19 protein-coding genes and 3 tRNA genes are annotated in these 22,494 nt (G+C 70.4%); 5 read left to right on the top strand and 17 right to left on the bottom strand.

Translation table 11 applies throughout. The annotated features are described in order from the left end of the window. Positions 1-7: 7 nt before the first annotated feature. The 7 genes from rplJ to ACWCRA_RS32335 form a co-directional block, all read right to left on the bottom strand. Positions 8-538, bottom strand: coding sequence for a 50S ribosomal protein L10 (rplJ, locus tag ACWCRA_RS32365; protein WP_351554775.1), 531 nt, complete (start codon positions 536-538; stop codon positions 8-10). Between the two features lie 337 nt (positions 539-875). After that, positions 876-2,045, bottom strand: a complete 1,170-nt coding sequence (locus tag ACWCRA_RS32360; RefSeq protein WP_451069238.1) for a hypothetical protein — start codon at positions 2,043-2,045, stop codon at positions 876-878. A gap of 169 nt (positions 2,046-2,214) precedes the next feature. Next, positions 2,215-2,937, bottom strand: a complete 723-nt coding sequence (gene rplA, locus ACWCRA_RS32355; RefSeq protein WP_351554769.1) for a 50S ribosomal protein L1 — start codon at positions 2,935-2,937, stop codon at positions 2,215-2,217. Between the two features lie 80 nt (positions 2,938-3,017). After that, positions 3,018-3,452, bottom strand: coding sequence for a 50S ribosomal protein L11 (rplK, locus tag ACWCRA_RS32350; RefSeq protein WP_123188882.1), 435 nt, complete (start codon positions 3,450-3,452; stop codon positions 3,018-3,020). A gap of 182 nt (positions 3,453-3,634) precedes the next feature. Next, entirely contained in the window at positions 3,635-4,597 is a 963-nt protein-coding gene (gene nusG / locus ACWCRA_RS32345) for a transcription termination/antitermination protein NusG (RefSeq protein WP_451069237.1), read from the bottom strand. Positions 4,598-4,687: 90 nt separating this feature from the next. Next, a complete protein-coding gene (secE, locus tag ACWCRA_RS32340; RefSeq protein WP_190121725.1) occupies positions 4,688-4,966 on the bottom strand; it encodes a preprotein translocase subunit SecE in 279 nt (92 codons plus the stop codon). A 107-nt stretch (positions 4,967-5,073) separates the two neighbouring features. Further along, positions 5,074-5,146: transfer RNA gene (locus ACWCRA_RS32335), tRNA-Trp, on the bottom strand. 273 nt (positions 5,147-5,419) lie between these two features. On the opposite strand from ACWCRA_RS32335, the gene ACWCRA_RS32330 reads away from it, so the two are divergent. Together ACWCRA_RS32330 and ACWCRA_RS32325 are read left to right on the top strand one after the other, a co-directional pair. After that, entirely contained in the window at positions 5,420-6,646 is a 1,227-nt protein-coding gene (locus tag ACWCRA_RS32330) for a pyridoxal phosphate-dependent aminotransferase (protein WP_351554763.1), read from the top strand. 139 nt (positions 6,647-6,785) lie between these two features. Then, the gene (locus ACWCRA_RS32325) at positions 6,786-7,817 is read left to right on the top strand and encodes an adenosine deaminase (protein WP_351554761.1); all 1,032 of its coding nucleotides are present in this window, start codon (positions 6,786-6,788) and stop codon (positions 7,815-7,817) included. 49 nt (positions 7,818-7,866) lie between these two features. Here the strand turns inward: ACWCRA_RS32325 and ACWCRA_RS32320 are convergent, their stop codons facing one another. Further along, on the bottom strand, positions 7,867-8,466 hold the full coding sequence (locus tag ACWCRA_RS32320) for a TetR/AcrR family transcriptional regulator (protein ID WP_351554759.1): 600 nt from the start codon (positions 8,464-8,466) through the stop codon (positions 7,867-7,869). Positions 8,467-8,569: 103 nt separating this feature from the next. Here ACWCRA_RS32320 and ACWCRA_RS32315 point away from each other — a divergent pair, with 103 nt between their 5' ends. Next, the gene (locus ACWCRA_RS32315) at positions 8,570-9,229 is read left to right on the top strand and encodes an NAD(P)-dependent oxidoreductase (protein ID WP_351554756.1); all 660 of its coding nucleotides are present in this window, start codon (positions 8,570-8,572) and stop codon (positions 9,227-9,229) included. A 30-nt stretch (positions 9,230-9,259) separates the two neighbouring features. On the opposite strand, the gene ACWCRA_RS32310 is transcribed toward ACWCRA_RS32315, so the two are convergent. From ACWCRA_RS32310 to ACWCRA_RS32285, 6 genes are all read right to left on the bottom strand, one after another. After that, on the bottom strand, positions 9,260-10,315 hold the full coding sequence (locus tag ACWCRA_RS32310) for a UDP-N-acetylmuramate dehydrogenase (protein ID WP_351554753.1): 1,056 nt from the start codon (positions 10,313-10,315) through the stop codon (positions 9,260-9,262). Between the two features lie 448 nt (positions 10,316-10,763). Continuing rightward, positions 10,764-11,192 carry a MaoC family dehydratase gene (locus tag ACWCRA_RS32305; protein WP_351554751.1) on the bottom strand — a complete coding sequence of 143 codons (429 nt, stop codon included), beginning with the start codon at positions 11,190-11,192 and terminating at the stop codon, positions 10,764-10,766. Then, the gene (locus ACWCRA_RS32300) at positions 11,192-11,644 is read right to left on the bottom strand and encodes a MaoC family dehydratase N-terminal domain-containing protein (protein ID WP_351554748.1); all 453 of its coding nucleotides are present in this window, start codon (positions 11,642-11,644) and stop codon (positions 11,192-11,194) included. Before ACWCRA_RS32300 ends, ACWCRA_RS32305 begins: the two co-directional genes overlap by 1 nt. A 102-nt stretch (positions 11,645-11,746) precedes the next feature. After that, positions 11,747-11,911 (bottom strand): 50S ribosomal protein L33, encoded by a 165-nt coding sequence (rpmG, locus tag ACWCRA_RS32295; protein WP_003956487.1) that lies wholly within the window; start codon positions 11,909-11,911, stop codon positions 11,747-11,749. Positions 11,912-12,005: 94 nt separating this feature from the next. Next, positions 12,006-12,078 (bottom strand) — tRNA-Met (locus ACWCRA_RS32290). Between the two features lie 46 nt (positions 12,079-12,124). Further along, a tRNA-Thr gene (locus ACWCRA_RS32285) sits at positions 12,125-12,197 on the bottom strand. A 305-nt stretch (positions 12,198-12,502) separates the two neighbouring features. Here ACWCRA_RS32285 and ACWCRA_RS32280 point away from each other — a divergent pair. Together ACWCRA_RS32280 and ACWCRA_RS32275 are read left to right on the top strand one after the other, a co-directional pair. Beyond that, positions 12,503-13,723 carry an amidohydrolase family protein gene (locus ACWCRA_RS32280; protein WP_451069236.1) on the top strand — a complete coding sequence of 407 codons (1,221 nt, stop codon included), beginning with the start codon at positions 12,503-12,505 and terminating at the stop codon, positions 13,721-13,723. 56 nt (positions 13,724-13,779) lie between these two features. Further along, complete coding sequence (locus ACWCRA_RS32275; RefSeq protein ID WP_351554742.1) at positions 13,780-14,436, top strand: SDR family oxidoreductase; 657 nt, start codon at positions 13,780-13,782, stop codon at positions 14,434-14,436. Positions 14,437-14,452: 16 nt separating this feature from the next. Here ACWCRA_RS32275 and ACWCRA_RS32270 read toward each other — a convergent pair whose 3' ends face one another. From ACWCRA_RS32270 to ACWCRA_RS32260, 3 genes are all read right to left on the bottom strand, one after another. Further along, the gene (locus ACWCRA_RS32270; RefSeq protein ID WP_351554739.1) at positions 14,453-14,701 is read right to left on the bottom strand and encodes a DUF6191 domain-containing protein; all 249 of its coding nucleotides are present in this window, start codon (positions 14,699-14,701) and stop codon (positions 14,453-14,455) included. A gap of 288 nt (positions 14,702-14,989) precedes the next feature. Continuing rightward, on the bottom strand, positions 14,990-15,349 hold the full coding sequence (locus ACWCRA_RS32265) for a hypothetical protein (RefSeq protein ID WP_351554736.1): 360 nt from the start codon (positions 15,347-15,349) through the stop codon (positions 14,990-14,992). Positions 15,350-15,353: 4 nt separating this feature from the next. Continuing rightward, positions 15,354-22,400, bottom strand: a complete 7,047-nt coding sequence (locus tag ACWCRA_RS32260) for a polymorphic toxin-type HINT domain-containing protein (RefSeq protein WP_451069235.1) — start codon at positions 22,398-22,400, stop codon at positions 15,354-15,356. Positions 22,401-22,494: the final 94 nt, after the last annotated feature.

The following is a 22,494-nucleotide window of genomic DNA, read 5'->3' as shown; positions in this document are numbered from 1 at the left end:
AGCCGAATTACTCGGCACCGCCCTGCTCGGCCTGCTTGGCACGAAGCGCCTCCGCGGTGCGGACGAACTTCGAGGGAAGCGCCTGGAAGAGCGCGGCAGTCTGGGACTGCTTGCCCTTCATGGCGCCCGCCAGCTTGGCGAGCAGAACCTCGCGGGACTCGAGGTCCGCGAGCTTCTTGATCTCATCGGCGGACATCGCCTTGCCATCAAGGACACCGCCCTTGATGATCAGGTTGGGGTTGTCCTTGGCGAAGTCACGGAGACCCTTCGCCGACTCCACCGGGTCACCGGTGACGAAGGCAACCGCCGTCGGACCGTTGAACAGGTCGTCGAGCGAGTCGATCCCGGCCTCGTTGGCCGCAATCTTGGTCAGCGTGTTCTTCACCACGGCGTACTGGGCGTTCTCACCGAGGGAACGGCGCAGCTCCTTGAGCTGAGCCACGGTGAGACCCCGGTACTCGGTCAGCACGGCGGCGTTCGAGCTGCGGAACTGGTCCGTCAGCTCGGCTACCGCGGCAGCCTTGTCGGGCCTTGCCATGAGCGTCGGCCTCCTTCCGGGTGATGATGACCGCGCGGACCCGAAGGAGGACTGTGCAAAACAAAACGCCCCGGCGCAGGCGCACGGGGCGTAGCTCGACCGGAACGAGTCCGGGAGCTTTCCACTGACACCTGCGCAGGTCGTCCGCAGCTAAGCGAATCCTTCGGTTGCCGCGCTCTCTGACGAGCACACGGCAACGACCAGCGGTCTTTGGCTTCCGGGGAAGACTACGCGAGCGGGGCGCGGTGAGGCAAATCCGTACGGACGGGACGGCAGCGCCCCGGCGCCCCGGCTCAGCGGCGGGCCCGGTCCGGGCCCGCCGTGACGGCCGCGGGCGTTAGCCCTGGGTTTTCAGCTTCTTGAGCTCCCGGTCGGCCTCCTTGAGCATCTCCAGCTCCTTGCGCAGCTCCTTGCGCAGCTCGTCGGCCGCCTTGTCGTCTCCCAGCTCCCTGAGCAACCGCTCGGATTCCTTCAGCTCCTTCTCGGCCCGCGCCAGCTCCTTGTCGGCCCGCGCCAGCTCCTTGTCAGCCCGGGCCGTGGCCTCGTCGGCCGCCTTCGCGTCGGCCTTGGCCGCCTTCTCGTACTGCTTGATCGCCTTCTCATCCTCCTCGGCCGTCCTGCCGAGGTCGGAGAGCATCTTCATCATGTCGAAGGTGTCGCCGGCCGGCGGTGCCTTCACATCGGCCTTGACGCCGTAGTCGGTGAAGGTGCCGGACATCTCCATCCGGCCCTTGTCCATCTTCATGGCGACATCCATCTTCACCGGGTAGTCGTCCTCGTTCACCCAGATGTCGGTGTCGTAGCCCTTGATGCCGACGCTCTTCATGTTCGCGACCAGCTTCTTGCGCTCGGCCTCGGTGAGCACCTTGAGCGACTTGTTGGACTTCATCATCTCGTCGATGGTCAGGGTGCCCCGGTAGTGCTGGGCCTTCTCGCCGTCGATCTTCTCCTCGCCGACCCGCTTCACATTCGGCGAGTCGAGCAGGAGCGCCAGCTGCTGGGCCGGGTCCTGGTCCATCGTCTCCATGCCGCCGGTCAGCTCACGCCGGGACGACTCCTTCCCCGACGCGGCGGCCATCTCGGCGGCCTTGCCGAGATCCATCTTCATCCAGCTCTTGCCGTTGCCCATCTCCTTGGCGGTCTCGGCGTCGAGCTTGGTGTAGACGACCTCGTCGACCCACTTCATCCGCATCTCGCCGGAGCCGCTGCCCGGGTCCTCGCCCATGAAGGCCCCGGTCCCGTCCATCGCCACGTCCATCACCATGGGATTCCAGCCCATGGTGCCGGTCATCCTCATGGTGCCGTCGCCCTCGGCGCCGAGGCCGGACATCTTGATCCGGTAGTCGATCCTGGCCGTCTTCGCTTCCTTGGTCTTCTTGTGCGCCGCCGTCAGAACCTGCGTCACCGTGCGCTCGGTCGTGGCCTGTCCCCCACAGCCCGCCATCGCCACGGCCACGGCCACCGCCGTCATCGAGACGCCGGCGCGCTTCCACGCGGTACTGCTCATTCCCCACCCCTTGGTGCATTCCGTGAATTGGTTGAAACCTAACCCACACCGAGGACAGCGGGACAACGGAAAACGGCCCCCGCACCTGGTGATCAGGTGTGGGGGCCGTCCTCTGAGCTGCTGCGCTCCCGCGCTCAGTGCGCGGGAAGGCCCGCGGCCGCCGTCAGGATCAGACGGAGGCCGGGTCCTCCTCGACGAGGAGGTTGCGGGTGCGGTTGGCGTCCAGGGGGATGCCGGGGCCCACCGTCGTGGTCAGGGTCGCCTTCTTGATGTAGCGGCCCTTGGCGGCGGACGGCTTCAGACGGAGGATCTCCTCCAGCGCCGCGGCGTAGTTCTCGACCAGCTTCGTCTCGTCGAAGGAGACCTTGCCGATGATGAAGTGCAGGTTCGAGTGCTTGTCGACGCGGAACTCGATCTTGCCGCCCTTGATGTCGGTCACAGCCTTGGTGACATCGGGGGTGACGGTGCCGGTCTTCGGGTTCGGCATCAGACCACGCGGACCGAGCACGCGGCCCAGGCGGCCGACCTTGCCCATGAGGTCCGGGGTGGCGACGACGGCGTCGAAGTCCAGACGGCCCTTCGACACCTCGTCGATCAGCTCGTCGGAGCCGACGATGTCGGCGCCCGCGGCACGCGCGGCCTCGGCACGGTCACCGGTCGCGAAGACCAGGACCCGGGCGGTCTTACCGGTGCCGTGCGGAAGGTTCACGGTGCCACGGACCATCTGGTCGGCCTTGCGCGGGTCTACACCCAGGCGGAAGGCGACCTCGACGGTGCCGTCGAACTTGGTGGACGCGGTGTCCTTGGCGAGACGGACGGCCTCGAGCGGGGCGTAGTTGCGCTCCCGGTCGATCTTGGCGTCCGCAGCGCGGAGATTCTTGCTGCGCTTCACTTCTTCTCCTGCGTGGTTCAGGTGTGGAGTTGTGGTGCGGACCAGCGCGTGGTCCTGCCACAGAGGTCAGACGGGGACTGTCAGCCCTCGACCGTGATGCCCATGGAGCGGGCGGTGCCGGCGATGATCTTCTCGGCGGCGTCCAGGTCGTTGGCGTTCAGGTCGGGCATCTTGGTGGTGGCGATGTCGCGGACCTGGTCGCGGGTGAGCTTGGCGACCTTCGTCTTGTGCGGCTCGCCGGAGCCCTTGTCCACACCCGCGGCCTTGAGGATCAGCTTGGCGGCCGGCGGAGTCTTGGTGATGAAGGTGAAGGAGCGGTCCTCGTAGACCGTGATCTCCACCGGCACGACCATGCCACGCTGCGACTCGGTCGCGGCGTTGTAGGCCTTGCAGAACTCCATGATGTTGACGCCGTGCTGACCCAGCGCGGGGCCGACCGGCGGAGCCGGGTTGGCCGCGCCGGCCTGGATCTGGAGCTTGATAAGCCCCGTGACCTTCTTCTTCTTGGGAGGCATTGCTCTCTCCGGGTCCTAGTGAGAGTTCAGAGCGCTCCACCCGATCATCCGGATGGAGGCATACCGTACAACGATAACGGGTATAGCTGTCCGGTTAAAAACCGACAGGTCAGAACAGCCACGAGGGCGGTTCTGACCTGGTCGGAGAGTCGGTCCCGGCGGGCCCCGGAGGGCCGCCCGGACTAGTTCTTCTGGATCTGGTCGAAGCTCAGCTCGACCGGGGTCTCCCGGCCGAAGATCTCGACCAGGCCCTTGACCTTCTTCGAGTCCGCGTTGATCTCGTTGATGGTGGCCTGGAGGGTGGCGAAGGGGCCGTCCGTGACGGTGACCGAGTCGCCGACCTCGAAGTCCAGCACCTGGACCTCGACCTTGCGGGCCGGAGCCGGCTCGCCCTTGGCCTCGGCGGCCTCGCGGGCGGCCTTCTCCTCTGCCTCCGGGGCGAGCATCTTGACGATCTCGTCCAGGGTCAGCGGGTACGGGTCGTAGGCGTTGCCCACGAAGCCGGTGACGCCGGGCGTGTTGCGGACGACGCCCCAGGACTCGTTGGTGAGGTCCATACGGACCAGGACGTAGCCGGGAAGCTTGTTCTGGCGGACGTTCTTGCGCTCGCCGTTCTTGATCTGAACGATCTCTTCCTCGGGCACTTCGGCCTGGTAGATGAACTCCTCGACGTTCAGCGAGACGGCGCGCTGCTCCAGGTTGGCCTTCACGCGCTTCTCGTACCCGGCGTAGGTGTGGATCACGTACCACTCGCCGGGCAGCAGGCGCAGCTCGTCGCGGAGCGCGGCGATCGGGTCGACCGGGGCCTCGGCCTCTTCGGCTTCCCCGGCCTCTTCCGCCTCGTCCTCGCCGGACTCGGCCTCGTCCTCGTCGGACTCGCCGGCCTCGACGGACTCAGCGTCCTCGTCGGAGACCTCGCCGACGACCTCGGCGACACCCTCGGTGTCGACCTCGATCAGGGCCTCGGTGTCGTCGTCGATGTGCAGAGCGGATTCCTCGGCCGGCGCCCCGGCCTCGGCGTCAGCAGCTTCCGCCTGGTCTTCGTCGGCCGCCTCAACGATGTCGAGCTCGTCCTCGGCGGACTCGGCGGACTCGAAGTTCTCGTCGCCGGGCTCAACGGCCTCGTTCAGGTTCGGGTCAGACACGGTGGCTGCTTCTTTCTGGATACAGATGGGTGGAACATGCGAAAGGCTGCCGCCATGCCGATACGTCCCCGGCCGGCACCCCTCGCGGGATCAGCCAAAGACGTACTTGACGGCTTCCTGGAATCCATAGTCCATCACGGTCACCAGACCGATCATGATGACGACGAAAACAATCACCACGGTGGTGTAAGTCGTCAGCTGGTTGCGCGTGGGCCAGACGACCTTGCGCAGCTCGGCGACAATCTGCCGGTAGAAGAGCGCGAGACGCCCGAAGGGGCCCTTCTTCCCGCGCTTGCCGCCCCTGCGAGACTTCTGGGGCGCCTCGTCCTCGGCATCAGGCGTGTCGATGGAGCCCACGGCGTCCGTCACGTTCTTTCACCTGATTCCGGGTCGTGGCCGTGCCGCGCCCGGTGGAGCCGCACGGCGGTTCATTGAATGTACGTACATGCGCACACGCCTGGCGAAGGTGTGTGTAGCAGGGCCGGAGGGACTTGAACCCCCAACCGCTGGTTTTGGAGACCAGTGCTCTACCAATTGAGCTACGACCCTTTGTGGCTTCCCCAACCTACCCCATCCGGAGATGTGGTCGCTGTGGGCCAACGACAGGTGAGTGTACGTGCTCGCAGGCCCGGCGTCGAACAGACAGCTCCCGAGCGGGTCTTGTCCGCCACCGCCCGGGCCTCGGCCGGGGCCCCGCCCGGACCTCGGAGGGAGCCCCGCGGGACGGGACGGCGGCGCGGCGGACCGCCACCCGTCCGGCCCTGTGTCCGGGGGTCGAAACACCTGTGCCGCACGGCCGGGGCGTCTGGGACGATGGACCGTATGAGCGCTGCAACCCCTCCCACCGAGCGCCGGGTCTCCGCCCGCATCGGCGCGATCTCCGAGTCCGCGACCCTCGCCGTCGACGCCAAGGCCAAGGCCCTCAAGGCCGCCGGGCGCCCGGTGATCGGCTTCGGCGCGGGTGAGCCCGACTTCCCGACGCCGGACTACATCGTCGACGCCGCGGTCGAGGCCTGCCGCAACCCGAAGTACCACCGCTACACCCCGGCCGGCGGCCTGCCCGAGCTGAAGAAGGCCATCGCCGAGAAGACCCTGCGGGACTCCGGCTACGCGGTCGACCCCGCGCAGATCCTGGTCACCAATGGCGGAAAGCAGGCGATCTACGAGGCGTTCGCGGCGATCCTGGACCCGGGTGACGAGGTCATCGTCCCCGCCCCCTACTGGACCACCTACCCCGAGTCGATCCGGCTCGCGGGCGGTGTCCCGGTCGAGGTGACCGCCGACGAGACCACCGGCTACCGGGTCTCGGTCGAGCAGCTGGAGGCCGCGCGCACCGAGCGCACGAAGGTGGTGCTCTTCGTCTCCCCCTCCAACCCGACCGGCGCGGTCTACAGCCGCGAGGACACCGAGGCGATCGGCCGCTGGGCCGTGGAGCACGGCCTGTGGGTGCTCACCGACGAGATCTACGAGCACCTGGTCTACGGGGACGCCGTCTTCACCTCGCTCCCCTCGGTCGTGCCCGAGCTGCGCGAGAAGTGCATCGTGGTCAACGGCGTGGCGAAGACCTATGCGATGACCGGCTGGCGGGTCGGGTGGATCGTCGGCCCGAAGGACGTGGTGAAGGCGGCCACCAACCTCCAGTCCCACGCCACCTCCAATGTGTCGAACGTCGCCCAGGCGGCGGCGCTGGCCGCGGTCTCCGGGGACCTGGAGGCGGTGGCCGCGATGCGCGAGGCGTTCGACCGCCGCCGGAAGACGATCGTGCGGATGCTCGGCGAGATCGACGGCGTGGTCTGCCCGGAGCCGGAGGGCGCGTTCTATGTGTACCCGTCCGTGAAGGCGCTCCTGGGCAAGGAGATCCGGGGCAGGCGCCCGGCGACCTCCGTGGAGCTGGCCGCGCTGATCCTCGACGAGGTGGAGGTCGCGGTAGTGCCGGGTGAGGCGTTCGGCACGCCGGGCTATCTGCGGCTGTCGTACGCGCTGGGCGACGAGGACCTGGCGGAGGGTGTGGCCCGCGTCCAGAAGCTGCTGGCCGAGGCGACCGACTGAGGCGACCGACTGACGGCTCCCGCGGAGACGGCGAGCGGCCCCGGACCGTCCGGGGCCGCTCGCCGCTTCTGTGTTCGGGCAAGAACCCGATCGGGGAACCGGCTTACCTCCCGGCGGGGGCATACGGCAAGATCCTGGGATGGAGCACGTACGAAACGTCAGCCGGCTGCCGAAGGCCCATCTGCATCTGCACTTCACCGGCTCGATGCGCCCCTCGACCCTGCTGGAACTGGCCGACAAGTACGGCGTCCACCTCCCCGACGCCCTCACCGGCGCCCTCGCGGGCGGTGAGCCGCCGAAGCTCCGCGCCACCGACGAGCGGGGCTGGTTCCGCTTCCAGCGGCTGTACGACATCGCGCGGTCCTGTCTGCGCACCCCCGACGACATCCGCCGGCTGGTCCGGGAGGCCGCCGAGGAGGACATCCGGGACGGCTCCGGCTGGCTGGAGATCCAGGTCGACCCCACCTCGTACGCCCCGATGCTCGGCGGACTGATCCCCGCGCTGGAGGTCATCCTGGACGCGGTGGACAGCGCCTCGCGGGAGACCGGGCTCGGGATGCGGGTGCTGGTCGCGGCGAACCGGATGAAGCACCCGCTGGACGCCCGGACCCTGGCCCGGCTCGCCGTGCGGTACGCGGACCGCGGCATCGTCGGCTTCGGGCTCTCCAACGACGAGCGCCGGGGCATGGCGCGGGACTTCGACCGCGCCTTCGCCATCGCGCGGGACGGCGGTCTGCTCGCGGCCCCGCACGGCGGCGAGCTGTCCGGCCCCTCGTCCGTACGGGACTGTCTGGACGATCTCCGCGCCTCCCGGATCGGTCACGGCGTGCGGGCCGCCGAGGACCCCCGGCTGCTGCGGAAGCTCGCCGAGCGGCAGGTGACCTGCGAGGTGTGCCCCGCGTCGAATGTGGCGCTCGGGGTGTACGAGAAGCCCGGGGACGTGCCCCTGCGGACGCTGTACGAGGCCGGGGTGCCGATGGCGCTGGGCGCGGACGACCCGCTGCTCTTCGGGTCGCGGCTGGCCGCGCAGTACGAGTTCGCGCGGCGGCACCACGGCTTCACCGACACGGAGCTGGCCGAGCTGGCCCGGCAGTCGGTGCGGGGGTCGGCCGCGCCGGAGGACGTCCGGGGGAAGCTGCTGGCCGGGATCGACGACTGGCTGGCCGGCTAGGGAGTTTCCGCCAGGGCTCGCGAGCCCGGCCCGATCCGGGAGAGACGACCTAGCGGGGGGTGATCCCGCTGAGCACGGTGCGGACGAGTCCGGTGGCGAAGGCGTCCAGCGGCGGCGCGGGCACGCCGCCCTCCGCGCTGTCGTAGGCGAAGGCCCGGTGGGTGCAGGCGCCCAGGAGCAGTGAGGCCGCCGCGTAGGTGTCCGCGCCCTCGGCGACCCGGCCCGCGCGCTGTTCGGCGCGGAGATAGGCGTCCAGGCCCTGGATGGGCCGGTGCGGGCCGGTGCCGAGGCCGCGCAGGGCGGCTTCGTGGCGCTCCTTGAGCCGGGGGTCGGCGTAGAGCGAGGCGAGGATCGGGAAGGTCTGGGCGTAGAACCGGGCGGCCTGCCGGACGACCTCGGTGAGGTTCCCCTCCAGGCCGCCCCGGCCGCCGCCGGCGGCGAGATCGCTCAGCAGCGGGCCGAGCTTCGGCAGCCGTTCGTCCAGGACGGCGATGAACAGCTCCTCCTTGCTCGCGAAGCTCTTGTAGAGCGCCGCCTCCGAGCAGCCGGCCGCCCGGGCGATCTCCTTGGTCGTGGTGCGGGCGAGGCCGAGGCTGAGCATCAGCTCGTGGGCCGCGTCGAGGAGACGGGCGCGGGTGGGCTTCTGCATGGTTCCTCCGGGCCGGGTCTCGATCGGCCTTGACGGGTGGGCGGCCGGATACCCACTCTAGAGGTGAGTGAATACTTACTCACCCATGGGAGGTGTGTGACCGATGAGGATCACGGTGTTCGGTGCGACCGGAGGGGTCGGCGGGGAGATCGTCCGGCAGGCCCTGGCGGCGGGGCACGAGGTGACGGCGGTGGTGCGGGACGCGGCGCGCCTCAGAGTGCCGGCCGCCTCGGGGCCGGGCGCGGGGAGGCTCGTCGTGGCCCGGGCCGATCCGTCCCGGAGCGGGGCGGCGCTGCGGGAGGCGGTCGCCGGGCGGGACGCGGTGCTCTCCGGGCTCGGGGCGCGCAGGGCCGCGGACGCGGAAGCCGGGATCACCACCCGGCTCACCCGGTCGGTGCTGAGCGCCATGGAGGCGGAGGGCACCCGCCGGCTCCTGGTGGTCTCCGCCGCGCCGCTCGGCCGCGCCCCGGCGGACGAGCCGCTGGCCGACCGCGCCATCGGTGTCCTGGTGGGCGCCGTCTACCGCAGGATCTACGCGGACCTGCGGACCATGGAGGCGGAGCTGGAGCGCTCATCGGCGGACTGGACGTCGGTGCGCCCGCCCCGGCTGCTGGACGGGCCGCTGACCGGGGTCTACCGGATGGAGACCGGCGGGAACCCGCGCAGCGCCCGCACCATCGCACGGGCCGATGTGGCCCACGCCATGCTCGCGCTGGTGGGCGACGCCGCGTCGGTGCGGCAGGGCGTGGGAGTGGCGTACTGAGGGTGCGAGGCGCGCGGGGGGTGCGGACGGTCAGAGGCTGACGCCGACGGTGACCGGTTCGTTGACCAGGGTGACCCCGAAGGCGTCCCGCACTCCGGCCACGACCTCGCGGGCGAGGGCGAGGAGGTCCTCGGTGGTGGCCTCGCCCCGGTTGGTGAGCGCGAGGGTGTGCTTGGTGGAGATACGGGCCGGGCCGCCGCCGTACCCCTTGGTGAAGCCCGCCCGGTCGATCAGCCACGCCGCCGAGGTCTTGGTGCGGCCGTCGCCGGCCGGGTAGGCGGGCGGGGTGACGGCGCTGCCGAGGCGGGTGCGGACGCGGTCGAGGAAGGCGGCGTACTGCTCCGCGTCCAGGATCGGGTTGGTGAAGAAGGAGCCGGCCGACCAGGTGTCGTGGTCGTCGGGGTCCAGGACCATGCCCTTGCCCGCGCGGAGTTCGAGGACGGCCCGGCGCACGGCGGACAGCTCCGCCCGGTCGCCGGGCTCGACGCCGAGGAGCCGCGCGGTCTCCGCGTACTTCACCGGGGCGGAGAGCCCGGCGGCGTCGTCGAGACCGAAGCGGACGCGCAGCACCACATAGCGGTCGGGGTGCTGCTTGAAGCGGCTGTGGCGGTAGGAGAAGGCGCACTCCTCATTGGTGAGGGTGACGGTCCCGCCGGTGCGGCGGTCGTAGGCGACCACCTCGGTGATGGTGGTGGAGACCTCCTGGCCGTACGCCCCGACGTTCTGGATGGGGGTCGCGCCGGCGGAGCCGGGGATGCCGGCGAGGCACTCGACCCCGGCGAGCCCGGCGTCGACGGTCCGCGCGACGGCGTCGCTCCAGACCTCGCCCGCGGCCAGCTCCAGCCGGGTGCCGTCGAGGCTGAAGCCCCGGGTGGCGATGCGCAGGGCGGTTCCGTCGAAGCCCTTGTCGCCGATGACGAGGTTGCTGCCGCCGCCGATGATGAGGAGGGGGGTGCCGGTGGTGTCGGCGTCGCGGACGGCGGTGATGATCTCGTCGTCCGTGGTGGCGGTGAGGAGGCGGGGGGCGGGGCCGCCGAGGCGGAAGGTGGTCAGGGGGGCGAGGGGCGCGTCGTGATTTTCCTGCACCCCCCAAGCCTACGATCCCCGCACACCGGGCCCCGCACGGTGCGCCCGGGGCCCTGAGGCAACCCGCACAAACCCAGCCCGTCCGGCGCTTGAGGACGGACCCCGCACCACAGGACCCCGCACAAACCCAGCCCGTCCGGCGCTTGAGGACGGACCCTGTGCCACAGGGCCCCGCACAAACCCAGCCCGTCCGGCGCTTGAGGACGGACCCTGTGCCACAGGGCCCCGTCACGCTACGGGCCACCGTCGGGGGCCAGCCCCCGAACCCCCGCTCCTCAAACGCCGGAGGGGCCGAGGTGGCGCGGCTCGGCGCCGGAGGGGCCGAGGTGGCGCGGCTCAACCGCCGGGGGCTGAGCGGGCTCGGCTCAACCGTCGGAGAAGCCGGGGTGGTGGGGCTCCAACGCCGGCGGGGCACGAGGGGCGCGTCCCCACGGGAGGGGGCTCGGGGTCAGGCCAGGCGGACCACGGCACGGGACATCCCGAGCACCTTCACCCCACCGCAGGCAGCGGTCAGATCCACCCGCACACACCCGTCCCCCAGCAACTCCGCCACCTTCCCGCTCACCTCGACCACCGCCCCCTCACCATCGTTCGGCACCACGACCGGGCGGGTGAAACGCACCCCGTACTCGACGACCGCGCCCGGGTCGCCGACCCAGTCCGTCACCACCCGGATCGCCTCGGCCATGGTGAGCATGCCGTGCGCGATCACATCGGGGAGCCCGACCTCGACCGCGAACTTCTCGTTCCAGTGGATCGGGTTGAAGTCGCCCGAGGCCCCGGCGTACCGCACCAGCGTGTCCCGGGTCACCGGGAAGCTCCGCGCCGGCAGCTCGGTGCCGACCGTCACGTCCCCGTACAGAATCCTCGCCGTCATCACGCCCCCTCGGCGGCCCGCGCCACCAGCTTGGTCCACGCGGTCACCACATGCCCGCCGGTCTCGTCGTGCACCTCGCCGCGGACGGTCACGACATCATTGCCCGCCAGGGACTTGATGCTCTCGATGACGGAGACGACACTCAGCCGGTCACCGGCCCGCACCGGCCGGCTGTAGGCGAACTTCTGATCGCCGTGCACCACCCGGCTGTAGTCCAGACCCAGCTGCGGGTCCTGGACGACCCGCGCCGCGGCGCGGTAGGTGATCGCGAAGGCGAACGTCGGCGGGGCGATCACCTCGGGGTGACCGAGCGCTTTCGCGGCGTCGGGGTCGGTGTACGCGGGGTTGGCGTCCCCCACCGCCTCGGCGAACTCACGGATCTTCTCCCGGCCGACCTCATAGGGCGGGGTGGGCGGATAGGTCCGCCCCACGAAGGACTGATCGAGTGCCATGGCCTGGCTTCTCCTCCTGACAGATGGGCCTGCCGCCCTGAGAGCGGGGACAAACGACACGAGGCCGCCCCCTGACGGGGACGGCCTCGCATGCGAGCCTGATCAGCGCGTTTCGCGGTGCGCCGTGTGAGAGTTGCAGCGCGGGCAGTGCTTCTTCATCTCAAGACGGTCCGGGTTGTTACGCCGGTTCTTCTTGGTGATGTAGTTCCGCTCCTTGCACTCCACGCAGGCCAGCGTGATCTTCGGGCGGACGTCGGTGGCAGCCACGTGAGTGCTCCTTGGACGGACGGATGGACGGATTGACGCAAACGCAACAAGAGTAGCCGATCCGAGGACCGACCCCGCAATCGGCTACTATGTGTAGCGGTGACCGGACTTGAACCGGTGACACAGCGATTATGAGCCGCTTGCTCTACCGACTGAGCTACACCGCTGCGATACCGGATCTCCTCGCCCGGAGGCGAGGATCACCGACATCAGAGCCCCAATACGGAATCGAACCGTAGACCTTCTCCTTACCATGGAGACGCTCTACCGACTGAGCTATTGGGGCGAGCGATGAAGACATTACACGGTCGGTCGCCGTTCGCCCAAATCCGTTTCGTGGCCCCCTGTCCGGCATCGCACCCTCCCTCCCGGCCGGCCTCCGCCGAAGCTCCCCGGCGGCCCCTCGCGCCCCTCCGGCGCCGCCCGCCGCCCGGCCCGCGCGGCCGTGCGGAGGACCGGGCAACCCCACCGGTACGACTATTTCGCTCTTCCTCGAAGAGGGAGCGCGGCGCCCCTAGGCTCGACTCACGCTGCGTGACCCTTCCCCCGTCCGGTACGCGGCCCGAGCCGACCTCCCCCGCCAGGAGCGCGATGCCCGACAGCCAGCCGCGGCCCCCCGACGGCGCGACCGCCGACACCACCGCGCTGCTGCTGAGCGGCGCCCGGCTGACGGACGGCCGCACCGTCGACGTACGGCTCGGCGGCGGGCGCATCGAGGCGGTCGGAACGGCCGGCAGTCTCCCCGCCCACACCGCCCGGGTGGACCTGAGCGGCTATCTGCTGCTGCCCGCGCCCGCCGAGCCCCACGGCCACGGCGACACGGCCCTCACCGCGGACGGCCCCGGCCCCGTCTCGTACGACGGCCGGGACGTCCAGCGGCGGGCCACCGAGGCGGCCCTGCTCCAGCTCGGGCACGGGGCGACCGCGCTCCGCTCCCACGTGCGGATCGGGGATGTCCAGGGCCTCGGACCGCTGGAGGCGGTGCTCCGGGCCCGGCGCTCGCTGCGCGGGCTCACCGAGCTGACGGCGGTCGCGGTGCCCCGGCTGCTGACCGGGGTGGCCGGGGCCGACGGCCTCGCGATGCTGCGGGACGCGGTGAAGATGGGGGCCTCGGTGGTGGGCGGCTGCCCCGACTCCGACCCCGATCCGACCGGGTACGTCCAGACGGTGCTGGAGGTGGCGGCGGAGCACGGCTGCCCCGTCGATCTGCACACGCACGGTGACGACCCGGCGCGGCTGGCCCGGCTCGCGGCGATGGCGGGCGGGCTGCGGCCCGGGGTGGCGATCGGGCCGTGCGCCGGGCTCGCCCGGCTGCCCCACGAGCGGGCCGCGCGGGTCGCGGACCAGCTGGCGGCGGCCGGGGTGACGGTGGTCTGCCTGCCGCAGGGCGGCTGCGGGGCGGTGGAGCACCGGGGCTGCGCGCCCGTCCGGCTGCTGCGGGCCGCCGGGGTGCGCGTCACAGCGGGCGGCGGCGCGCTGCGGGACGTGTCGAACCCGGTGGGGCGGGGCGACCCCCTGGAGTCGGCCTATCTGCTGGCCTCCCGGAGCGGGCTGCGCGCCGTGGAGGCGTACGACACCGTCGCGGCGGCGGCGCGCGCGGCGATGGGGCTGCCGGAGGTGCGGGTGGAGGCCGGCTTCCCGGCCGAGCTGCTGGCGGTGCGGGGGGACCGGCTCCCGGCCGTGCTGTCCCTGGCGTACAGCAGGATCGTGATCCACCGGGGGCGGGTGGTGGCGCGCACCAGCGCGGTGCGGGAGTACTGCGACTCGGCGGTGGCGGTGGCGCTCGAACTGCCCCGCCAGGGGCGTTCCTGAGGGCGTGTCCGGCCGCTGCCGGGCGTCGGCCCGCGCGAGGACGTACGGTCGGGGGCATGCGCATTGTCATCGCTGGAGGACACGGTCAGATCGCCCTCCGCCTGGAGCGGCTGCTCTCGGCGGGCGGGCACGAGGTGGCGGGAATCATCCGCGACCCGGAGCAGAGTGCCGATCTGGGGGAGGTGGGCGCCGAAGCGGTGGTCCTGGACCTGGAGTCGGCCTCCGTGGACGAGGTCGCCGAGGCCCTGCGGGGCGCCGACGCCGCGGTCTTCGCGGCGGGCGCGGGACCGGGGAGCGGCCCCGAGCGCAAGGACACGGTGGACCGGGGCGCCGCGGTGCTCTTCGCGGACGCGGCGGAGCGGGCGGGGGTGCGGCGGTATCTCGTCGTCTCCTCGATGGGCGCGGACGCCGGGCGCGAGGGCGATGAGGTCTTCGACGCGTATCAGCGCGCCAAGGGGGCCGCGGACGACGATGTGCGCTCCCGCCCGGGCCTGGACTGGACGATCCTGCGCCCCGGCATCCTGACCAACGACGCCGGCAACGGACTCGTCGAGCTGAAGGCGTCCACGGGCCGGGGCCCGGTCCCGCGCGACGACGTGGCGGCGGTCCTGGCGGAACTCCTGGAGACCCCGGCGACGGCGGGGCTGACGCTGGAGCTGATCTCGGGGTCGGTGCCGGTACTGGTGGCGGTGCGGGACGTGGCGGGGAACTGAGCCCCGGGGGGTCGGGTCAGTTCCCCGGCCCCGGGCCCCTGCCGGGCGCGACGCTCTCGTCGGCCCCGGGCCCGTCCGCCCCGGGCTCCGCCGGCTCGGCCCGCGCGCCGGGCATCCGTATGACGACGACCCCGCCGGAGAGGTCTATCGGCCCCCGCCCGGGGTCGGCGTCGCCGGCCTCGTCGAGGGTGATCTCCAGGCGCTGCCGCTCCTCCTCGGTGTGGCGGCGACTGGGGGCGAAGATTTCGTTGAGACCGCCGAACATGGTGGGCTCCCGCCTTCCGTCAGGGGTCCGGGCATTCGATTGTCGCCCATCGCGGACGGCGGGCCACCAGGTCCACCGCGCGGTCCCCGACAGACTTCGGGAGCCCGCCGGAGGGAGAATTCCCGGTGGGCTCCCGGGCGACGCCGGTCCGGGCGCGGAATCGCGGCGGAAGGACCGGCGCGGGCCCACCGCGGTGTGGTGGACCCGGCCGCCGGCGGTTTCCGCCCCGGGGCGGAAGTGACGGTTCCGAACCGCCACTCCGCCACCCCGGGGCCGAAACACCGTGTGCTACTCCTTCTTCTCGTCCCTGATGGCTCTCGCCTCGGGGGTGTCGAACGACCGGCTGTAATACCGGAGCCAGTGGTCGACCTCGGGGGCGAGCGACGGAAGCCTGCTCCTCACCGAATCCGCGAGTTCGACATGCTCGTCCCAGGATTCCGCCAGGAAGGCTTCCTTCAGGCCGAGTGCGACGGCCACGCGGAACTCATCGCCGGATTCCAACCATTTCCTTCCGACTGTGAAGATCATTCCGCTGTCCTCGGGCGTGATGATCCAGGACATCGACAGGAGCTGCTCGGAGAGGTACCCGGGCGGCAGGTTGGGTGCCCTGTGGTCCGCGAGGAACTCCATGAGTTTCCCGATGTCCATGCGATCACCTCCTTCGATACACCCTGGTTTCGAATACCGCGCCATCAGGAATTGGTTCGCCGTCCGCTCGCTTCATCTTCCCGAAGTCGTGCTCCGGAGCCAAGTCACCGACGGACACCAGCTCGAATCCGGCTTCGGCTATCAGATCGGTACGGAGTTTCCGCCACTTGTTGGACTTCGCTCCGGTCACCATCAGAATCCCGCCGCGCTGCATGACACGGGCGGTCTCCGCGGAAACCGGCTGGAAGCCGAACGGGTTGATGGCGTGCACCGTGCTGAACGTCCCGTCACGGAAGGGAAGCGCACTCGCGTCCGCCCGGACATCGACGCCGGGCCTGTTCTCCATGTCCACATTGACAGCCCCCGGCATGGGGTTGTCGCCCGACCCGAGGTTCAGGGTGCAGTTGTGGGCGAGAACAGCGGCGGAACCCGTCTCCACGTAGTACGTGTGGATGTCGTCGACCGTGAGGTTGTGGACCCGCTGCTGCGCGGTCCAGGATTCCACGGCCTCGATCTGGACCCATGTGCCGGCGCTGCTTCTGAGCATCTGCCCCGGTTGCAGCTCCCCGGCCTTGACCCACTTGCCGAGCGCCTCGATCCAGAAGGGGTGTCCTTCGGTGGCCGTCACCGAGCCCGGCGAGCCGGAGCCGTCGTACTCGCCCGACGGTGCGGCGGCGGCCGGGCCCGAGCCCTTCCCGTCGCCGCGGTCCGAGACCGCCAGAGCCGTGGTGGCCGGGCCCCGGTCCCCGTCGCGGACGGTGATCCTGACGAGTTCCTTGTAGCCGCCGCCGGTGATCGTGGCGGAGACCGTCCTGGCCCTGGTCTCGCCGGTCACCGGATCGGTCGCCATGACCTTGTCGCCGATCCTGACCTTGTCGATCGGCTTCTTCGACCCGTCCGCCATCACCACCAGCGTGCCGGGGACGAAGCTGTTGCTCTCGCAGGCGGCGTTCGTCGCCTCCTCTCGGGCTGTGCTCTGAGCCTCGCTCCTCGCTTCCTTGATCACCCGCTTGGCCGCGGGCCTCTTGACCTGGGACGGCTTCGGCCTGGGCTTGGGCTGAGCACGGGGCTTCGGCTTGGGCTTCGCCCGCGCCGCTGCCTTCCGGGCCGCCGCGCGCTTGGCCGCCGCCTTTCTCGCCGCCGCGCGCTGCGCCTTGGCGCGTGCCTGAGCCGCCGCCCTCTTCGCGGCCGCCCTCTTGGCCGCCGCGCGCTGGGCGGCCCGCTTGGCTGCGGCCCGCTTGGCCGCCGCCGCCTTCTTCGCGGCCTCGCGCTTGGCCTTGGCCGCCGCACGCTTCGCCGCCTCGATGGCGCGCTTGCGGGCGAGCGCCGCAGCCCGGCGGGCAGCCGCCTGGGCGGCCTTGCGGGCCGCGATCTGCGCCGCGCGGCGGGCCGCCGCGCGGATCGCCGCCTGGATCGCCATCCGGGCCGCGAACCCGATCAGCACCGGGAAGAAGAGCCCGGACGGGTCGGAGAACGTCGCCGGAGCGTTGTTGCTGTAGGCGTACGGGTTCATCGTGGCCGGCTGTTCGAAGTCGACCACCGGGTCGACGGAGATGAACCTTCCGGTCGCCGGGTCGTAGTCCCGGACCCCGAGCCTGGTCAGACCGGTGTCCTTGTCGACTGTTCCGCCGACGAAGCCGCGTGCCCCCGGCCAGGTGGACGGCGCGGCGCCGCGCTCCTCACCGAACGGCATCGACTTGCGCCGGGTGACACCCATGTCCGCGGCGACCATGTCGACCACCGTGTTGGACGTTCCGTGGTGGTCCGCCAGCAGAAGCTGACGGCCGCCGCCCGTGGACCGTACCGTGGTCGAACCGTCGGGCTGGCCGTAGAAGCGCTCCGCCTTCCGGACCGCGAAGTCCGGGCCCACCGTCAGTTCCGCCTCCCCCAGGTACAGCGTCCTGCTGCCGTCGGGAGCGGTGCGGATCAGCCGGTCACCGGAGGCGTCGGTGAGGTAGGACGTGGTCTTGGTGCCGCCTCCCTCGACGGGCTCGGAGACCGAGCGGAGCTGGCCCTCCATGTCCCAGTCGAGCGTCTGGGTGGTGCCGTTGTGCTGACGGGTCTTCGTGTTGCCCGCCTTGTCGTAGGTGAACTCGTTGAGCCGCTCACCCCCGGGACCGATCGACTTGATCGTGGCGAGGGCGTTGGGCCCGCCCACGCCCGGCTTGCCGTAGGTGTAGTCGCGGGTGACGTTCTGCGTGGTGTCGCCCGTGATGTCGTGCTCGGTCAGCTTGGTGCGGTTGCCCGCCTGATCGAACTCGTAGCTCTGCCAGTAGGCGTCCGGACCGCCGACGGTGTCCTTGGAGGGAGCCGCCGAACAGTCGTCCTTCGCCGCCGTCCAGGCCGACGTCATCTGACGCAGCTTGTTGTGCACGAAGCACTGGGTGTCCGTCTGACCGCCACCCGCCACCGCGCCGCCGGAGGTGTCCGAGATCTTGGTGACATTGCCCGCTTCGTCATAGGTGTAGCGGGTGTCGCTGATCCGGCCCGGGGCCAGTGAACGGTCGTACGTGGACTGCGTCATCCGACGGGTGAACTCGTCGTAGAGGTAGGTGCCGTACACCCGCTTCGTCGCGGGCCCCGCCTCGGTGCGCAGGATCTCGCCGAACGCGGAGTAGCTGACGTTGTTGAGATAGGTCGACGTGCCGCTGATGGAGATCGGCAGATCGTCGGAGTTGTAGCGGAAGACGATCTGCTCGGTGGTCAGCCCGCCGAGGCCGGGAACCTGCATCCAGGCCGTCTTGCCGGTGGGAGTGTAGGAGAACTGGTACTTGTAGGTGCCGCTGAGGCCCTTCTCCTCCGCCGGGATGACGGTCTGGGTCGACTTCACCCGGTAGGCGTTGTCGTAGGCCGTCACCTCGTCGCGGTACTCACGGCCCTCGTGGTAGCGGATCGACGCCGTGGGAAGGCCCTTGCCCAGCGTGTCGTACGTCCACTCGATGCGCTTCGGGCCGGTCTCGCCACCCTCGCGGAGGGAGGTCGGACGACCGCCGGCGTCATAGGTCGTGACCAGCGTGTTGCCACGCGAGTCGGTGGACGTCGCGACGTTGTCGGTGTCGTCGTACGTGTAGGTGGTCCTGCCGCCGTCGGGGTCGACGGTGGCCGTCTGGCGGCCCCGGCCGTCGTACTCGAAGGTGGTCACCGCACCGCCGGGAGCGGAGACCTTGACCAGGTTCTCCAGGTCGTCGTACTCGTAGAGGGTGTCCCGCCACTGGGTGCGGGCCTCGTTGGTGTACTCGCGGAGCTTCTCCAGCTGCCCCTCGGCGTTCTCGTACGAGGCCGTGACCGTGTCGCCCTTGGGCGGGATGGTGGTGGAGACGTCGCCGTCCCGTTCCGTGGTCGTCCGGAGCTTCTCCACACCCCGGTGGTAGGTGACGTCGGCGACGGGCTGGCCCATCCCGTCGAAGGTGATCCGGGTCTGCGACGGCACCTCGTTGTCGCCGACCTGGAGCAGCTCGGCCTTGGGCTCCAGATCGTTGTAGTAGCCGTCGTTGGTCTTCCACGCCCGTCCGGCGGTGTCGTAGAAGGTGTCGTTGACGATCCGGCCCGCGCCGATGGCCTCGTCCTGGGTCTGCCGCTCGCGCAGCAGGCCGTCGAGGATCTCGTACGAGACGGCGTACTCGCCGTTGTCCTTCAGCGTGCGCGTGGTGACGATCGTCTCGTTGTCACGGCGGATGGTGTAGTCGTACGTCGCGTTCGGCGTCTGCGTCGCCGGGTCGCGGTCGATCTCCCACACCTTCAGGAGCCGGCCCAGCGGGTCGTACTCCATCGTGGCGCGCTTGTTGTTGGCGTCGATCTCCGCCAGCGGCATACCGCGGGCGTCGTCGAACTCGGTGGTCTCCGTGTGCTCCAGCGGGTCCGTGGAGACCTGCTTGGTGGGACGGGCGACCGTGGCCGGGAAGTAGTCGACCTTGGTCCGCTTGTTCTCGGCGTCCCAGGTGATCGTCTCGCGGCCGTGGATGTCGTACTCGGTGCGGTCGATGGTGAGGTAGCCGTCGCCGGCGGCGTTCAGCTCCTCCACCTTCGTCGGCAGCCCCTTCGTCGGCGCGGCGCCGAGAGCGAGGTTGTCGAAGTAGGTGCGGGTGTCCTCGACGACCTTGCCGCCGGTGGTGCCACAGGCACCGAGCCTGGTGACCTCCCTCGACTCCGATTCGAGCAGATGGGCCGTGGTGTTGCGGGCGTACTCGGTGGTCGAGCACATCCGCTTGCCGCCGGCGGTGGTCTCGTCCACCTCGGTCGGCAGACCGTACGTGTCGTACTTCGTCGTCTCCGTCGAAGTGCGCCAGAGATCGCCCTTGACCCGCTCGCGCGTCGACACCGTCTCCGGACGGGTCATCCACGCCTCCAGCGGCGTGGTGCCGGGGCGGACGCGGGTCGCGGTCTTCACCGACCACGGCGTGGTCAGGGTCGACGAGTCGACCGCCCCGCCGTCCGACTCGTAGGTGATCTGCTCCCGGAGCTGCCCCTGGTAGTGGCCGAGGTCCTGGAAGGTTCCGCCGCGGGAGTCCTCGATGACCGAGGTGCGGGTGCCGGTGGGCAGCTTGTCGCCGTGCATGCCGCGGAAGTAGCGGTGCTCGGTCAGCTGCTTGACATCGGTGCCGGAACCGAGGCGGGTGCGGACCCGCTCGTAGCCCCGGTACTGCGACCAGGTGCGGTACTTCTTCTCCGCGAACTCCGAGTCGTCGAACGCCCACGCCGGGGAGCCGAGGAACTCATAGCCCGTGACCTTCGTCGGACTGTCGGAGACCAGGTCCATCTCCTTGACCTCGGTGACGAGGTACTTGTGGAACCAGTCCTCCTGCATCTTCAGGGCGCCCTTGGGCATCCAGTACTGCGGGAAGCAGCGCATCGTGTTCGACTCGGGCGAAGCGGGCATCTTCCTCGGCGCCAGGGCCGAGCACTCGCGCGGCGAGTACGTCACCCCGATCCGGCCGCCGGTCTCCGTGTCGATCGCGTTGATCCGGTAGCGGGAGAACGGCGGCAGACCCTCGACGCCGTCGACCCGGTTGTCGAGCTGCACACCGGCGAAGGTGACCTTCGGCATCGACGCCGTACCGCCGGCGCCATGACCCGTCCGCGTGATGGAGTCCAGCCACAGCGCCGGGGACGTGCCGTCACCGGTCGCCGGGAAGGAGCTCTCCAGCGTCCACGAGTCGACGTTCTTCAGCGCCGACCCGGCCAGCACCTGCGTGCCGATCTTCACCAGGCGCTTGGTGGACCAGAACGTCGGCGAGAACTTGTCCGTGCACTTCGCCCCCGCCAGGCACTCCTGGTCCAGCGGGGTGTCCGGCCAGTGCTTGGCGTTCTCCTTCGTGCGCTTGGCGACCGCGCAGTCGAAGCCCGTGCTCGGAACACAGCGCTCCGCGACGGTGAAGTTCACCCGGCCCGCCGGCAGCCCGGTGAACAGGGCGTCCGAGCGCTGGCCGTAGTCGATCCGGGCCAGGTAGGAGCCGCGGTCGTACGCGACCTGCTGGTCGGCCTTCATGTTCAGGCCGTAGTGGTTCGTGTCCTTGTTCCACCACAGGGTCATGGCGTCGCCCAGCGGGTCGACGACATAGTCCAGGTTCCAGCGGTACGCCTGCGTGCACTCCGAGTCCGTGAACAGCGTCGCGTGACACGGCTCATCGGGGTGGTTGCCGACGACCGGGACGGTCTGGACCGAGTTGGTCCGCTTGTCGGCGGGCGCGCCCGGGAGCTTGTTCATCCCGAAGTGGTACTGCACACCGTCGGTGCCCGTGACGACCCAGAACTCGCGGTCGTGCGCGCCGTTGTCGGCGCCCTTCGCGCCGGTGCGGCGCTCCACGCGCGTGCCGTCGTCGTCCGCCGGACGCCAGGTGTCACCCGCGCCCTTGACCAGCTCGGTGCTGTTGCCGCCGAGCGACATCACCACATGGTCGGAGCCGTAGCAGAGGTCGCCGCTGTCGCCCTTGTTGTTGGGCTTCCTGCCGTCCTCCTCGCCCTTGTCGTCATCACAGGAGCGGAAGCGGCGCTCGATGAAGCCGGGCTCGTAGTCCCAGCCCTCGGCGATCCACGACGACTGGCCGTTGGTGGACGCGGTGCGCCCGTCGACGGCCTGCGAGGAGTACGAGAGCGCGATCTCGGGCTGCGGACCGCCCGGAACCTCCTGCGCCTCGATCGGATACGTCCAGGAGAAGCCGCCGGACGAGCTGCCGGCCATCCAGGAACCGGACTGCGACAGCGAGGTCGCCCCGTGGTTTCCGCCGGGGCCGGAGGCCGACGCCGTCGCCGCCAGCACCCGCGGCGCGGCGGCCGGACCACGGCCCTTCTTCGCGGTTCCCAGGTCCACGGTGGCGCTGACCGTCCGGCCCTCGGGGTCGTTGGCGCCCTTCAGCTCGGTCGGGGTGCGGCACTCCGACTTCCGCGGGGTGGTCAGCGCACAGGCCGGCAGCTCGACCAGACGGAGCCGGGAGCCCCAGTCGCCGCCGAACCTGTCCTTGATGGACGCGTAGTCCAGCTCGATCTCGACAGTTCCTGACGCAGCGTCAGAGGTACTGGACGCCGCGGGGGCAGCGGTGAACAGTACGCCCTCAACGCCCGCCGCACGGGCCGTCTTCGCGTCCTTCACCTGCACTCGGGCGGTGGCGCCCGGCTCCGCCAGGGCCTTTCCGCTCAGCGCGCGGGCGGTGGACCCGGGCTTCCGCAGTCGGACCGGAACACCGGAGAAAGGATTTTCCTCTCGGCCGGAAATCACCCCGTGATCACCGGGGTTGAGTCCCGACCGGCCGGCCTTGCCGGGGACCCGGCCCCGGGTGTCGGCCACCGGAACCACGTACTCGCCGGCGGGAATCGCGCCGGCGGACGGGCGCCAGTCCGTCTCCGCCTCGTTCTTGACCCCGGGCCGCTTCCGGTCGAAGTCCCGTCCGGAGACGGATCGTTCCTGCTTGATTTCGTCCAGGTCGGGGCCGGTTCCCGCCGCGGCGGCCGGGTCGTCCGGGACGAAGTTGATCATAAGCGCCATGAAGACGACAAATGACACGGATCTATGCCAGTGCCCCAGATAGCGCAACTGGCGCAGTAGTTGTTCTCGCACGCTTCCTTCCCATCCTGAGCTGGATAAACACATGACCGGAGGGAACCTAGGACGCCAACAACCCGTCCAGCAACCAGGGTTGGACCGCAAGAAA

It is taken from the genome of Streptomyces sp. NPDC001889 (assembly GCF_053594535.1).
This window is presented reverse-complemented; position numbering and strand designations above follow the sequence as displayed.